This is a genomic window from Mycobacterium ostraviense, assembly GCF_002705925.1.
In the GTDB taxonomy this organism is placed as follows: Bacteria; Actinomycetota; Actinomycetes; order Mycobacteriales; family Mycobacteriaceae; genus Mycobacterium; species Mycobacterium ostraviense.
On sequence record NZ_NKRE01000001.1, the window covers coordinates 3,673,345 to 3,685,730 of the forward strand.

10 protein-coding genes and 2 pseudogenes are annotated in these 12,386 nt (G+C 66.7%); 6 read left to right on the top strand and 6 right to left on the bottom strand.

The genetic code is table 11. The features are described 5' to 3' along the window. Window positions 1-88: 88 nt before the first annotated feature. Together CDN38_RS17080 and CDN38_RS17085 are read right to left on the bottom strand one after the other, a co-directional pair. On the bottom strand, window positions 89-1,636 hold the full coding sequence (locus CDN38_RS17080; protein WP_099319416.1) for a gamma-glutamyltransferase family protein: 1,548 nt from the start codon (window positions 1,634-1,636) through the stop codon (window positions 89-91). 67 nt (window positions 1,637-1,703) lie between these two features. Next, window positions 1,704-2,573 (bottom strand): annotated as a pseudogene (locus CDN38_RS17085) (alpha/beta hydrolase-fold protein); the annotation flags it as partial. 296 nt (window positions 2,574-2,869) lie between these two features. On the opposite strand from CDN38_RS17085, the gene CDN38_RS17090 reads away from it, so the two are divergent. Then, complete coding sequence (locus CDN38_RS17090; protein WP_099187747.1) at window positions 2,870-3,493, top strand: TetR/AcrR family transcriptional regulator; 624 nt, start codon at window positions 2,870-2,872, stop codon at window positions 3,491-3,493. On the opposite strand, the pseudogene CDN38_RS17095 reads toward CDN38_RS17090, so the two are convergent. Beyond that, a pseudogene (locus CDN38_RS17095) lies at window positions 3,494-4,225 on the bottom strand (DUF429 domain-containing protein); the annotation flags it as partial. 66 nt (window positions 4,226-4,291) lie between these two features. On the opposite strand from CDN38_RS17095, the gene purB reads away from it, so the two are divergent. The 3 genes from purB to CDN38_RS17110 are packed head-to-tail and all read left to right on the top strand — an operon-like array spanning window position 4,292 to window position 7,973. After that, window positions 4,292-5,716, top strand: coding sequence for an adenylosuccinate lyase (gene purB, locus CDN38_RS17100; protein WP_075510080.1), 1,425 nt, complete (start codon window positions 4,292-4,294; stop codon window positions 5,714-5,716). Then, window positions 5,713-6,981 carry a cytochrome P450 gene (locus tag CDN38_RS17105; protein ID WP_075510079.1) on the top strand — a complete coding sequence of 423 codons (1,269 nt, stop codon included), beginning with the start codon at window positions 5,713-5,715 and terminating at the stop codon, window positions 6,979-6,981. Before purB ends, CDN38_RS17105 begins: the two co-directional genes overlap by 4 nt. Next, window positions 6,978-7,973 carry a tellurite resistance/C4-dicarboxylate transporter family protein gene (locus tag CDN38_RS17110; protein WP_075510078.1) on the top strand — a complete coding sequence of 332 codons (996 nt, stop codon included), beginning with the start codon at window positions 6,978-6,980 and terminating at the stop codon, window positions 7,971-7,973. The genes CDN38_RS17105 and CDN38_RS17110 overlap by 4 nt, the downstream gene beginning before the upstream one ends. A gap of 6 nt (window positions 7,974-7,979) precedes the next feature. Here the strand turns inward: CDN38_RS17110 and CDN38_RS17115 are convergent, their stop codons facing one another. The 3 genes from CDN38_RS17115 to CDN38_RS17125 are packed head-to-tail and all read right to left on the bottom strand — an operon-like array spanning window position 7,980 to window position 9,290. Beyond that, window positions 7,980-8,408, bottom strand: coding sequence for a type II toxin-antitoxin system VapC family toxin (locus tag CDN38_RS17115; protein WP_233026914.1), 429 nt, complete (start codon window positions 8,406-8,408; stop codon window positions 7,980-7,982). Further along, window positions 8,405-8,641, bottom strand: coding sequence for a type II toxin-antitoxin system Phd/YefM family antitoxin (locus CDN38_RS17120; protein WP_082277041.1), 237 nt, complete (start codon window positions 8,639-8,641; stop codon window positions 8,405-8,407). The genes CDN38_RS17115 and CDN38_RS17120 overlap by 4 nt, the downstream gene beginning before the upstream one ends. Window positions 8,642-8,654: 13 nt before the next feature. Next, complete coding sequence (locus CDN38_RS17125) at window positions 8,655-9,290, bottom strand: hypothetical protein (RefSeq protein WP_075510077.1); 636 nt, start codon at window positions 9,288-9,290, stop codon at window positions 8,655-8,657. A gap of 55 nt (window positions 9,291-9,345) precedes the next feature. On the opposite strand from CDN38_RS17125, the gene CDN38_RS17130 reads away from it, so the two are divergent. Together CDN38_RS17130 and CDN38_RS17135 are read left to right on the top strand one after the other, a co-directional pair. Further along, window positions 9,346-10,239 (top strand): phosphoribosylaminoimidazolesuccinocarboxamide synthase, encoded by an 894-nt coding sequence (locus CDN38_RS17130; protein WP_075510086.1) that lies wholly within the window; start codon window positions 9,346-9,348, stop codon window positions 10,237-10,239. Beyond that, window positions 10,236-12,347, top strand: coding sequence for a S9 family peptidase (locus CDN38_RS17135; protein WP_075510076.1), 2,112 nt, complete (start codon window positions 10,236-10,238; stop codon window positions 12,345-12,347). Before CDN38_RS17130 ends, CDN38_RS17135 begins: the two co-directional genes overlap by 4 nt. The last annotated feature ends 39 nt before the right edge of the window (window positions 12,348-12,386 follow it).

A 12,386-nucleotide genomic window follows, 5' to 3' on the forward strand; every position in this document is an offset into this window, starting at 1 on the left:
CGCAAGGCCACCCTAGGTTTTCTACGCGTTTACCGCCCGTTCATCTTTCTTCTAAGAGAATGCCGGGCACTTCGGTGCAGATCACGGGTCAGAACGCCACAGCCTGACCGTCGCGGCGCGGGTCACTGGCCGCGACATATCCCTCATATCCGTCATCGAGACGCCAGATCGCCTGGCAGCTGCCGAACTGGTTGTAGTCGTCCACCGTGACCAGCTCATGCCCGCGGCTGCGCAAGTCGTCGAGTGTTGCCGGCGGAAAGCCGTTTTCGCAGCAGACCTGCAGTCCCTGCACCCACCGGAATCGTGGGCCGTCGCACGCCGTCTGGGGGTTCTGACCGTAGTCGGCGATGCGGACCAGCACCTGCAGGTGGCCCTGTGGTTGCATCTGGCCACCCATCACGCCGAAACTCAGCACCGGAGCGCCGTCCTTGGTCACGAACCCCGGAATGATGGTGTGGAAAGGCCGCTTGCCCGGCCCGACCTGGTTCGGATGACCTTGCGTCGCAACAAAACCCGAGCCGCGATTCTGCAGTGAGATTCCGGTTCCCGGCACCACCACTCCGGACCCGAAGCCCAGGTAGTTCGACTGGATCATCGACACCATCATCCCGGAGGCATCTGCGGCGGTGAGATAAACGGTGCCGCCCCTTGGGCTTCCAGCCGACGCCGGCTTGGCGTGTTCGAGATCGATCAGCGAGGCGCGCCCCCGCAAGTACTGTTCGTCGAGCAGGTGCTCCGGAAGCAGCGGCATGTGGTCGATGTCGGCGACATACGCCTGCGCGTCCGCGAATGCGAGCTTGAGCGCCTCGATCTGCAGATGCACGCTGTCCGCGGAATCGACTGGCAGCGAGGCCATATCGAACTGCTCGAGGATTCCGAGCGCGATCAGGGCGACGACGCCCTGTCCGTTGGGCGGCAACTCGTGAATGGTGTAGCCGCGGTATGTTCCGGTGATGGTGTCCACCCAGTCGCTGCGATGGGCGGCCAGGTCGCTGACTCGCATCGCAGCGCCGTTGGCTTTGGCGTGCGCTTCCAGCTTTTCGGCCAACTCTCCCCGGTAGAACGCCTCACCATGGGTGGCGGCGATCTTCTCCAGGGTGTCCGCATGGGCTGGAAACCTGAACAGCTCACCGGGTTTCGGCGCGCGGCCACCGGGCAGGAACGCCTCGGCGAACCCGGGCTGCGACGCGAACAGGGGCACCTGAGCCTCCCATTGCGCCGCCACGGTCGGTGACACCGGAAACCCCTTGCGGCCGTAAGAGATAGCCGGCTCAAAAAGTCGTTCGAACGGCAGGCTGCCGAACTCGGCGTGCAGATCGGTCCAGGCCGACACGGCGCCCGGCACCGTCACCGAATTCCAGCCGAGCGCGGGAACGCCGTTGCCGCCGAAGTATTCCGGTGTCCACGCCGCAGGTGAGCGGCCGGAGGCATTCAGCCCGTGTAACCGCGTGCCGTCCCACACGACGGCGAACGCATCGGAGCCGATGCCGTTGGACACCGGCTCCACCAGTGTCAGGGTGATGGCGGTGGCGATAGCCGCGTCGACCGCGTTCCCCCCTTCGGCGAGCATCCGCAGGCCGGCCTGGGCGGCGAGCGGCTGTGAGGTGGCGACGACGTTTCGGCCCAGGATCGGCATTCGCGGCCAGGCGTAGGGGAAGCTCCAACCGAACGGATTCACCGGGCGATCCTCGCATGCCCGGCGGTCACGCTGTCAGCAGCGGCGCCATCCAGGTCAACTCGGCGGGCAGCTGTGAGCTCCAAAATCCGCCGTTGTGCCCGCCGGGGGAGAAGCCGCCCGCGGGCGGGTTCGGCAGTTGAGCGATGAACTGTTTGGTCGCCGAATAAAAGGGATCGCTATCGCCGCAATCCACCCGGATCGGAATGGAACCCAGCGCGGGCATGCCGAACACCGAGTTCGCCGCAAAGTCGTCGGCTCCGTCGAACGCACCCGGTGCGGCCGCGCCGGCCGACAGCCACAGCGCCGGGCTCACCGCGCAGATCGCCGCGGTCCGGGCCGGTCCGAGCCGGCCGCCGAGCAGCAACGCCCCGTAGCCGCCCATCGACCAGCCCAGAAACGCCACCCGCGAGGTATCCAGGTTCTGGGTGTCCAGCAGCGGGATGAGCTCACTGAGCATCATGGCACCGGAATCCTCACCGGAAGCCCGTTTATGCCAGTAGCTGCCGCCCCCGTCGACGGCGACCACAGCAAACGGCGGTAGCCCGGCGTTGACGGCCTGCGCCAGGCCCTGTTCGACACCGCCGGCCATCACGGTGGCCGCGTCGCTGCCCTTGCCGTGCAGCGCGATCACCGGCCGCAGCGGCTTGGTTTGGCCCGGCGGACGTGCGATCGCCCAATTCGTCGATATGCCCCCGCGTGCCGCCGACACGAACGAGCCGGTCGTCATCGTCGGCGCGGCCTGAGCCGGCGGCGGTGGATCGAGCGGCCGTGTCGGCGCCAACGGAACGTTTGTGCCAATCGCCGGCGCCGGTGTGGCATGCGAAGTCCGTGGCTGCAACAGCGTTTCGAGTGCGAATACGCCGCCTGCGCCAAGGGTCGCACTGGCGCCTAGTACTGCAGCCGTAGATCGGGATCATTGCTTCTGCCTTCGTCGGTAGTGGGAAAGGCGTGCTCGGTATTGGTGTCGTCGGCGCCATCGTGACCAGGCTATTCGGTTGTCTTCACAAACTCTGAACAATGCCGCGGTCACCGCTCTGAGCAGCGCAGACACGCCCAGTATCAATGATCCCGATCTACGGCTGCAGTACTAGGCCGAGCACGGCGCGGCGACTTAAGTCCGGCATGCGGGTCATCATGCCATGGCCGTTTAGCGAAAATGGCAATGCAGTACCAATTTCACTGGCAGCATGGGTGGGCGTGACGGCAGCAGTTACTCCAAAAGGAGAACGTCGGCGGTATGCGTTGGTGAGCGCCGCCGCCGAGCTGCTTGGCGAGGGTGGATTCGAGGCAGTGCGCCACCGGGCCGTCGCCCGGCGCGCCGGGCTGCCGTTGGCTTCTACCACCTACTACTTTTCGTCCCTTGACGACTTGATCGCCCGTGCGGTCGAACACATCGGGATGATCGAGGTGGCGCAGTTACGGGCCCGGGTCAACGCGCTGCCGCGGCGGCGCCGGGGACCCGAGACCACCGGTGAAGTGCTGGTCGACCTCCTTGTGGGGGACGTGGACGGCCCCGGGCTCGCCGAACAGCTGATATCGCGATACGAGCGGCATATCGCCTGTACCCGCCTGCCCGCGTTGCGGGAAAGCATGCGCCGCAACCTACGCCAGCGCGCCGAGGCGGTTGCCGAGGCCATCGAGCGATCCGGCCGGTCGGTGCGCATCGAACTGGTGTGCACCCTGATCTGCGCGGTCGACGGTTCGGTGGTCTCCGCGCTGGTCGAAGGGCGCGACGCGCGCGGCGCCGCGCTGGCAACCGTGGTCGATCTCATCGAGGTGCTTGCGCCGGTCGACCAACGGCCGATCCGGGTGTAATTCCACCGGCAACGTCGGCGTGACGATGTAGCCGGTCGCGAAGTCTCCGTAGACGGTGATGTCGGACGGGCGGCGTTCGGCGTACAGCGCGATGTATGCGCAGACGACGGCGTCGATCGGGTCTTCGGCGCGACGCAATTCGCACTTGCGCCCGGCGGCCCGCACCTGCCGGCGCAACGAGAGCCAGTCGCCATGACCGGTCACCCGCAGCGGCGTTCGGGTGTTTTCGAGTCCCTCGATACCGCCCATCAACCGCAGTAGCTCCGATTTGAGCCCTTCGACACCGCGGCCGGGCTTGGCCTTGTACTTCAGCGTGCGGGACAGCCGGAACAGCGCCACCGTCGCCGCATGCGGGTAGACCTCGATGGCCCGCCGGACATCCGCCGAGAACGGATCCATATCCAGGCCCAGCGCACCGGCCAGCCGTGCCGCGCGCGGGCCGTCGGCGAACTCGGGTTTTCCGGTATTCGTCGGATGCGCACCAGCCTCGAACGCGCGGAAGTCGCGGTTGAGTGCGGTCTCGGCCGGCCGCTGACCGGACGGGTTGGTCACCACCAGCGGCGCGTCGAATGCGACCCGGCAGGGGCCGGCCGTGTACGGCCGCAACGCCGCCAGCACCGAGGAGTCGTCGCGGCCGGCGCAGATGTGCACCAGAACACCGTCGGCGTCGAGTACTGCCACACCGGTCGGGTTGGCAGTGGCCCAGGCCAGATCGACGCCGGCGAAGTACATTCGCCAAGGGTACGGCCGACGGGAGTCCGCGCGATTTGACCGCGTCCGACCGTAAGCTGTGTCTTCGTGGGCATTCCGAACGTGCTGGCTACCCGGTACGCCAGCGCCGAGATGGTCGCGATCTGGTCGCCGCAAGCCAAGGTGGTCGCCGAGCGGCGGCTATGGCTGGCGGTGCTGCGGGCACAAGCCGAACTGGGAGTGGCGGTTCCGCAGGAGGCGATCGCCGACTACGAGCGGGTGCTCGACGACGTAGACCTGGACTCGATCGCGGCCCGGGAGCGGGTGCTGCGCCACGACGTCAAGGCCCGCATCGAGGAATTCAATGACCGCGCCGGTCACCAGCACGTGCACAAGGGCATGACCAGCCGTGATCTGACCGAGAACGTGGAGCAACTGCAGATCCGGCAATCGCTGGAGCTGGTTTTCTCCCACGGCGTGGCAGTGGTGGCCCGGCTGGCCGAACGGGCGGTGGCCTACCGCGACCTGGTGATGACCGGGCGCAGCCACAACGTCGCCGCGCAGGCCACCACCTTGGGCAAGCGGTTCGCGTCGGCGGCGCAGGAAACGCTGATCGCGTTGACCAGGCTGCGAGAACTGATCGACCGCTACCCGCTGCGCGGCATCAAGGGCCCGATGGGCACCGCGCAGGACATGCTGGACCTGCTGGGCGGCGGGAAAGAAGGCGCGGCCAAGCTGGCCCGGCTGGAACGCCGCATCGCTGACTTCCTGGGCTTCTCAACCGTTTTGACCAGCGTCGGGCAGGTGTATCCGCGCTCGTTGGATCATGACGTGGTGTCCGCGCTGGTGCAGCTCGGCGCGGGACCGTCGTCGCTGGCCCACACCATCCGGCTGATGGCCGGGCATGAGTTGGTCACCGAGGGTTTCGCGGCGGGGCAGGTCGGCTCGTCGGCGATGCCGCACAAGATGAACACCCGTAGTTGCGAACGGGTCAACGGGTTGCAGGTGGTGCTGCGCGGGTACGCCTCGATGGTCGCCGAGCTGGCCGGAGCGCAGTGGAACGAGGGCGACGTATTCTGCTCGGTGGTGCGCCGAGTTGCCTTGCCGGACAGCTTCTTTGCCATCGATGGACAACTGGAGACGTTTCTGACGGTGCTCGACGAATTCGGCGCCTACCCGCGGGTGGTCCAGCGGGAGCTGGATCGCTACCTACCGTTTTTGGCCACCACCAAGGTATTGATTGCGGCGGTGCGCGCGGGTATGGGCCGCGAGGGTGCGCACCACGTGATCCGCGAACACGCGATCGCCACCGCACTGGCCATGCGCGAGGGCGCCGAACCCGACCTGCTGGACCGGTTGGCCGCCGATCCGCGGCTGCCCCTGGACCGCGCGGCGCTGGACGCCGCCCTCGCCGACCGCAAGGCGTTCACCGGCGCTGCCGCCGACCAGGTCGACGAGGTGGTCGCGATGGTAGACAAGCTGGTAGGCCGCTACCCGGAAGCCGCTACGTACACACCAGGAGCAATCCTATGACTCTCGCGGGCGCGCTCTCGAGCATCGACTTCACCGACCTGGACAACTTCGCCAACGGATTCCCGCACGAGCTCTTCGCGGTCCACCGCCGGGAAGCGCCGGTGTACTGGCACCAGCCGACCGACAACACCCCCGACGGTGAAGGCTTCTGGTCGGTCGCAACGTACCCGGAAACGCTTGCGGTGCTGAAGGATCCAGTGACGTACTCGTCGGTCACCGGCGGCGAGCGGCCATTCGGCGGCACGCTGCTGCAGGACTTGGCCATCGCCGGCCAGGTGCTCAACATGATGGACGACCCGCGGCACGCCCAGATTCGCCGGCTTGTCAGCTCCGGGCTGACGCCGCGGATGATCCGCCGCGTCGAGGATGATCTGCGGGCCCGGGCGCGTCGGCTGCTGGACGCGGTGCAGCCGGGCGAACCGGTCGATTTCCTGGTCGACATCGCCGCCGAACTGCCGATGCAGATGATCTGCATTCTGCTGGGAGTGCCTGAATCCGAACGACATTGGCTGTTCGAGGCGATCGAGCCGCAGTTCGACTTCGGCGGCTCTCGCAAGGCGTCACTGTCCCCGCTGTCGCCGGTGTCGGTTTCCGAAGAAGCCGCGCAGGCGGGGTCGCGGATGTACGCCTACGGCCAGCAGTTGATCGCGTCCAAGCGCGCCGACCCCACCGACGACATGTTGTCTGTCGTCGCGAACGCGATGCTCGACGATCAAGATGCGCCGGCTCTGTCGGATCTGGAGCTCTATCTGTTCTTCAGCCTGCTGTTCAGCGCCGGCGCCGAGACGACACGCAACGCGGTGGGCGGTGGGCTGCTGGCGCTAGCCGAACACCCCGAGCAATTGCGGGCGCTGCGTAACGATCTCGATCTGTTGCCGACGGCGGTCGAGGAGATGGTTCGCTGGACGTCGCCGTCGCCGTCCAAGCGGCGCACCGCGACCCGCGATGTCACTCTGGGCGGACACTCGATCCGGGCGGGGCAGAAGGTACAGATCTGGGAGGGCTCGGCCAACCGCGACGCCGCCGTGTTCCACCACGCCGACGAGTTCGACATCACCCGAAAGCCCAACCCGCACTTAGGGTTCGGCCAAGGTGTGCACTACTGCCTGGGAGCCAATCTGGCTCGGCTGGAACTGCGGGTGCTGTTCGAGGAGCTGCTCTCGCGGTTCGCCGACGTGCGGGTGGTGCGGCCGGTCGAATGGACTCGCAGCAACCGGCACACGGGAATCCGGCATTTGGTCGTGGAACTACGTGAGGGGCAGTGACATTTCGGCTCGCCGATGCCGAGCCGTCACCCGACTCGTTCGCCGCGGTGATGGCCACCGGGATCCTGTCGATTGCGGCGGCTAAGCACCAATACGGCCGGTTCAGCGACACATTGGGTGTTCTCGCAACGGTGGGACTGCTGGTCCTCGTCGTCCTCGTTCTCCTCACGAAGGCGATCGCATCATGGGATCTGAAGGAACCCGATGTGACGCTGCGACTGTTCACCTTCGTAGCCGCCTGCGCGGTTCTGGACAGCCGGTTGGCCTCCTACCGGGCGGTGCTGCAGATGCTCGGAGTGGTGGCGCTGTTGTCGTCGCTGGTGCTGATCGTCCCGTCGGTCCGCGACATGTCGGCCCACCCGTGGCGAGAGCTGCGCGACCGTTCGCACGGCGCCTGGGAGCTGGCCAGCGTGGGCACGTCCGGTTTGGCGATCGTGGCCACACTGGTGGCGCGGCACACGCCTGAACGCTGGTGGCTTGGGTTGGCAGTGCCGGTGTGGGCGGTGGCGCTGTGCATCTACGCACTCATGACCTGGCTGATCGTGTGGCGCGCGGTCGCACAACGACACGAGCGCGGGGGTGCTGCGGGTTTCGAGCCCGACTCCTGGATCCTGATGGGCGGCTTGGCCATTGCGACGCTGGCCGGTGACGACATCCACATCCTCGCACCCGCCGGGCTGGGTCCGACGGTACGGATGGTCACCGTGGTGACCTGGGTGGCGGCCACGTTGTGGATACCGCCGCTGGTCTACTTCGGCCTGCAGCGGCTCAGCCGCCGACCCGCCATGCTGCGCTTCGCCGGTGTGTGGTGGGCATTGGTGTTCCCGCTGGGCATGTACTCGGCGGCCACGGATGTCATGGGGGCCGAGCTCGGTCGGCGATCGCTGAGCACCGTATCGTTGGTGTTCTTCTGGGACGCCCTGGCGGCATGGCTGATCGTGGCCGTCGCGGGCGTGTTACGGGCGGTCGGCACCCGCGAAAGTTCCGATTAGCTCGGCTCAGCGCGGCGGGTTCGGGCGAGCGACCGGGCGCAACCCCAGTCGCGGGATTCCGGTGAAGTCGTCCGGGTTGCACGTGTATAACGCGACATCATGAGCGATCGCGCTGGCAGCGATCAAGGCATCATAGGCGCGTGCTGCCGGTTTTCGACCGGAGGCGCGAAGCGCTGCGGCAACCCCGCCGAAGGCTCGGGCGCACTCGGCATCGAAGGCCAGAACTTCGAAGTCGGCCTCAGCCTGCTGTAGATGTTGCTGGCGCGCCGCGCGTTCATCGTCGTTGCGGGCAACGTGCGTACCGACGGATAACTCCGCCAGGGTGATCGCACTGATTACCGATTCGTCGGGAAGGCTTGCCGGGTCCCCGATTTCGCCCAGCAGAATCACGGTGGAAGTGTCCAGCATGCCGCGCGTCGGGGCGTCGTCCGTCACAGCGACGGATCGATCAGGGTGTCGACATCCCGGCGAAACGCGTCGGGGTTCACCCTCGGGAGGTGCTTGCGCCGGCGAATGAGTTCGGCTGGGCCGAGGCTGGGTCGGGGGAGGGGGCGCAGTTCGGCCACGGGGATGCCGTCGCGGGTGACGACGATGCGCTCACCGCGCTCCACGCGGCGAAGTACTTCACCCCCGCGGTTCCGCAAATCCCGCACCGTCACCGAGTCCATGGGCGGTAGTGTATCACCGGTGATACGTGCTGGCCGTTCGCAGCCTGATCCCGGCCGCTCGCAGCTCGAGTGCCGCCAGGCCACGGATGGTGGCGGGATCCTCACGGCGCCAACCGCCGACCGGATCCGCGCTGACAGCGGCCAGTTTGGCCGGCGAGCGGTTCGCCAGTGCCCGCAGCGCCAGCAGCTGCTGACCGGCCGCCGTGGCGGCCAACGCGGTCACCGCCAGCTTGCGGCGGAAGAACCGCAGCCGCAGGAACAGCCACGGCATGGCCACGGCCAGGATCGGCGTCGCGGCGACCGCCAGTGCCAGCAACACGGCCAGCCAGCTCGCGGTGGTGTCCAGGCTGTGGCCGGCGCCGGCGATGTCGAGCGCGGCCTCGCTGGCGGCCGTGATCGGCGTGCTGATCGCATCCCCCACCAACGGGATGTGCTGAGCTCCATGACCCGCCGACGCCAAGTTGCCGGCAATGCCCTGGGAGCCGTTCTCGATTTGGCGGCCCGCCTCGGCGATGGTCGAGATGGCGCTGTGGACGGCCAGACCGACCAGCACCCAGACCGTCGTCCACGCGGCGACGGTGATATCGCTGAACAACTGGATGGCCAGCCGGACGGGTCGGGTCGAGTAGGGCAAAAACCGTGATCGCATAGCACAGATACCAGCACAGTGTGCGGCCCGACCCCACCGATAGGCTGGCCCGATGTTGCGTCCTGCATTGTCCGACTACCAGCATCTGGCCAGCGGCAAGGTCAGGGAGATCTACCGCGTCGACGACGGCCACCTGCTGCTGGTTGCCACCGACCGGATCTCGGCATACGACTACGTCCTGGACAGCACCATCCCGGACAAGGGCCGCATCCTGACGGCGATGAGCGTGTTCTTCTTCGGCCTGGTCGATACCCCCAACCATCTGGCCGGGCCACCCGATGATCGGCGCATTCCCGATGAGGTGTTGGGCCGAGCGCTGGTGGTGCGCCGACTGGAGATGCTTCCGGTGGAATGCGTGGCCCGCGGCTATCTGACCGGTTCCGGTCTGCTCGACTACCAGACAACCGGAAAGGTCTGCGGGATCGCCCTGCCGCCGGGTTTGGTCGAGGCGAGCAAGTTCGCTGCGCCGCTGTTCACCCCGGCGACCAAAGCCGCGCTGGGCGACCACGATGAGAACATCTCGTTTGCCCGGGTGATCGAGATGGTCGGTGGGGTGCGCGCCAACCAGCTGCGCGACCGTACGCTGCAGATCTACGTTCAGGCCGCCGACCACGCCCTGAGGAAGGGGATCATCATCGCCGACACCAAGTTCGAGTTCGGCATCGACCGCGACGGAAACCTGCTGCTGGCCGACGAGATATTCACCCCCGACTCGTCGCGGTATTGGCCGGCCGACGAACACCGGCCCGGCGTAGCGCAGACCAGCTTCGACAAGCAGTTCGTCCGCAACTGGCTGACCAGCCCGGAGTCCGGCTGGGACCGCGGCGGCGACCAGCCGCCGCCGCCGCTGCCCACCGCCATCATCGAGGCCACGCGGGAACGTTACATCGAAGCCTACGAACGCATTTCGGGTCTGCGGTTCGGCGACTGGATCGGGCCGGGCGCATGACGGACCACGCCGCACCGCCGGTGGCCAAGCGGGTGGAGGCTCGGCGGGAGCACCACGGTGACATCTTTGTCGATCCCTATGAATGGCTGCGGGACAAGGACGATCCCGAAGTGATCGGCTACCTGGAGGCTGAGAACGCCTATACCGACCAAGCGACCGCTCATCTGGAACCATTGCGGCAGAAGATCTTCGACGAGATCAAGGCGCGCACCAAGGAAACCGACTTGTCGGTGCCGACCCGGCGCGGCAACTGGTGGTACTACGCCCGTACCTTCGAGGGCAAGCAATACGGCGTCCACTGTCGTTGTCCGGTTGCCGATCCCGACGACTGGGACCCGCCACGATTCGACGAGAACACCGAGATACCCGGTGAGCAGGTGCTGCTCGACGAGAACCAGGAGGCGGACGGGCACGACTTCTTCGCGCTGGGCGCGTTGAGCGTCAGCCTGGACGACAACATACTTGTCTACTCCGTCGACGTTGTCGGCGACGAGCGATACACGTTGCGGTTCAAGGATTTACGCACCGAGGAAAGATATCCCGACGAGATCGCCGGCATCGGCCCCGGAGCGACCTGGGCTGCTGACCACCGCACCGTCTACTACACCACGGTGGACGACGCGTGGCGCCCGGACACGGTATGGCGCTACCGGCTCGGGCCGGGAGCCGCGTCCGAGCAGGTCTATCACGAGTCCGACGAACGGTTTTGGCTCGCGGTGGGGCGCACCCGCAGCAACGCCTATATCGTTATCGCGGCGGGCTCGTCGGTCACCTCCGAGATCCGCTACGCGGACTCGGCCGACCCGGCCGCCCAGTTCGCCATCGTGCTGCCGCGCCGCGACGGCGTCGAGTACTCCGTTGAGCATGCGATCATCGGCGGACAAGACCGCTTTCTCATCCTGCACAACGACGGCGCGGTGAACTTCACCCTGGTGGAAGCCCCGGTCGAGGATCCGGCGCGGCAACGCACGCTGATCGCGCACCGCGAGGACGTCCGGCTCGACGGTGTGGATGCCTTCGCTGGCCACGTGGTGGTCAGCTACCGGCGCGAAGCGTTGCCCCGGATCCAGTTGTGGCCGTTCGGCCCCAAGGGGGAGTACGGCGAACCGGAGGAGATCGCCTTCGACTCCGAGCTGATGGCGGCCGGGCTGGGTCCCAATCCCAACTGGGATTCGCCCAAGCTGCGCGTCGGCGCGGGATCTTTCATCACTCCGGTGCGGATCTACGACATCGATCTGGTCACCGGCGAGCGCACCTTGCTCAAAGAGCAGCCGGTACTGGGCGGCTACCGTCGCGAGGACTACGTGGAACGCCGTGATTGGGCTCACGGGGACGACGGCACCCGCATCCCGATTTCGGTCGTGCACCGGACCGACATCGAATTCCCCGCGCCCGCAGTCATCTACGGCTACGGCGCGTACGAGATGTGCGAAGACCCCCGGTTTTCCATTGCCCGGCTGTCACTGCTGGACCGGGGAATGGTGTTCGTCATCGCGCATGTTCGCGGCGGCGGTGAGATGGGCCGCTTGTGGTACGAGCACGGCAAGATCCTGCACAAGAAGAACACCTTTACCGACTTCGTCGCGGCGGCAAAGCATCTGGTGGATTCGGGGCTGACCCGCCCGGAGCGGTTGGTGGCCCTGGGCGGCAGTGCGGGCGGTTTGTTGGTGGGCGCGGTGGCCAATATGGCGCCGGAGCTCTTCGCCGGAATCCTGGCGCAGGTACCCTTCGTCGATCCGCTGACCACCATCCTCGATCCCTCGTTGCCACTGACCGTCACCGAGTGGGACGAGTGGGGAAACCCGCTCAACGACAGCGATGTCTATGCATACATGAAGTCGTACTCGCCGTATGAAAACGTGGCAGCCAAACGGTACCCGGCCATCCTGGCGATGACGTCGCTCAACGACACCCGGGTCTACTACGTGGAGCCGGCCAAATGGGTTGCAGCGCTTCGGCACGCCAACACCGACGGCAAGCCGGTCCTGTTGAAGACGCAGATGAACGCCGGGCACGCCGGGATAAGCGGACGATACGAACGCTGGAAGGAGACTGCTTTCCAGTACGCCTGGCTGCTGGCTGCCGCCGGATGCGACACGGAAGACTGACACGAGCCGCGAGCGTGACGCCGCAGTCACATTCGGACC

Coding starts and splice junctions, on each gene's coding strand:
- CDN38_RS17080 (WP_099319416.1), bottom strand. CDS start 1,636: ATGCCGATCCTGGGCCGAAACGTCGTCGCCACCTCACAGCCGCTCGCC.
- CDN38_RS17105 (WP_075510079.1), top strand. CDS start 5,713: ATGACTCTCGCGGGCGCGCTCTCGAGCATCGACTTCACCGACCTGGAC.
- CDN38_RS17120 (WP_082277041.1), bottom strand. CDS start 8,641: ATGGACTCGGTGACGGTGCGGGATTTGCGGAACCGCGGGGGTGAAGTA.
- CDN38_RS17125 (WP_075510077.1), bottom strand. CDS start 9,290: ATGCGATCACGGTTTTTGCCCTACTCGACCCGACCCGTCCGGCTGGCC.
- CDN38_RS17135 (WP_075510076.1), top strand. CDS start 10,236: ATGACGGACCACGCCGCACCGCCGGTGGCCAAGCGGGTGGAGGCTCGG.